Source organism: Sphingobacteriales bacterium, from assembly GCA_012517435.1.
Taxonomy (GTDB): domain Bacteria; phylum Bacteroidota; class Bacteroidia; order CAILMK01; family JAAYUY01; genus JAAYUY01.
The window spans coordinates 1-1,727 of the sequence record JAAYUY010000115.1; the positions used below are offsets into that span (position 1 = coordinate 1).

Here is a 1,727-nt window from a genome sequence, read left to right on the forward strand (position 1 = left end):
ACTACCGCGGGAAAAACTAAAGGAAAGGTTTCTGAGTTTTATCTTTATCAGATCAGGAGAAAAAATTCTTATCGGGAAGCGAAACACAAATGACATCTGGAAATCTTTGTATCAGTTACCATTGATCGAAAAACAAAAACCAGAAGGGATTACAAAAGAGGAAATCACTCAGTTGCTCGACATTCATGTAAATGAGGTGAAAATAATAGCAGAAACAACCCATTTACTGACGCATAGAAAGTTGTACATCAGCTTTTATGAAGCAAATGTAAAAAATAAGATAGATGCTTCAAAGGGTTATAACTGGGTCGAAAGCGATATGCTACGGAACTATGCATTTCCAAAACCTGTGGAAAGGTTTTTAGATGGAATTTTAAAGGATAATGTGATGAATCCGGCTTTATAAGTTAAATTTGGATAAGCTGTTTTTAGCCCTTTAAATTTGTAACTTATGATAAAGTTACCATCTTAAAATTATATTTCTTAATAGATGAGATTCGCAATAAAACGAGGCTAGTGTAAAAAGTGAAAAAAAATTTATTGCATGTTTAAAAACTACTACCTTTGTATCGCGTCTGGAAGGAGTCGCTTGCGTCTCGTAGAAGGAATTTTTTCCTAAAATCCAGTCGCTTTTTTTGTTAATACCAAGATGTTAATTTGTTACATTGACGAGTGAGGAACATCTGATATTCCGGGTAATACTTCGCATTTCGTCCTGGCTGGTTTAGCTATTCCAGTTGATAAATGGAAAAAATGTGATCAGGAAATATCGAAAGTTAAATGGAATTATAATCTTCAAAATGCCGAATTACATGCTGGTTGGATAGTTAGAAAGTATAGTGAAGAATCAAAAATACCCAATTTTGAAAGCTTAGATTATTCAGCAAGAATCCATGAGGTTGAAAAAATACGTAAGGCAGAATTACTTAGATTGGCTAAAAACCCATCATTATCAAGGCAGTATCACCAGGTAAAAAAGAATTTTAAACAAACATCTGATTATATACATCTTTCTTATTCCGAAAGATTAAATTTTATCTTGGAAATTGCAAAATTAATTGGCAGTTGGAGTTATTGCCGTTTATTTGCCGAATGCATTGATAAATTATACTTTGATCCCAAAAAAACTAAAATGACTGTTGATGTTCAGGCATTTGAACAATTAGTATCCCGATTTGAGCAGTATTTACAGATTTATTCAAAGTCTTCAAAATCAGTACAATTTGGTATATTGGTACATGATAATAATCCGACTGTTTCGAAAAAACATACGGAATTAATGAAACATTTTCATAAAGTTGGGACTTTTTGGACATCAATAAATAACATAATTGATACGCCACTTTATGTTGATTCTCAATTGACCAGTATGGTTCAATTAGCTGATGTTTGTGCTTTTGCACTTAGAAGATATCTGGAAAACGGAGAAACGTTGTTATTTAATGAGATTTTTAAAATTGCCGATAGTAAAGATGGAAAAATTGTCGGGGTACGACATTATACTGATGATAAATGTGATTGTCTCATTTGTAAAGGGCATAAAAGGATTTAATGTGAACTATTAATATTTTCAACAGGGCAGTGATTTTAAAGCATTTTCAAACCTTTAATCTCTTAAAGTTGGTTAGTTAAATAATATTACTAATTTACTTTTAAACGCAATTATCTTATCAGAACTGAAAATAAATAAAAGGCTGAATGCCTGCGGTTTTGACCTGATACATCAG

At 32.0% G+C, this 1,727-nt stretch carries 1 protein-coding gene and 1 pseudogene; both read left to right on the top strand.

The genetic code is table 11. From position 1 onward, the window contains the following. A partial coding sequence (locus GX437_06795; GenBank protein NLJ07359.1) for an NUDIX domain-containing protein occupies nt 1-406 on the top strand: 406 nt, incomplete at its 5' end. 243 nt (nt 407-649) lie between these two features. Then, nucleotides 650-1,552: pseudogene (locus GX437_06800) on the top strand (DUF3800 domain-containing protein). The last annotated feature ends 175 nt before the right edge of the window (nt 1,553-1,727 follow it).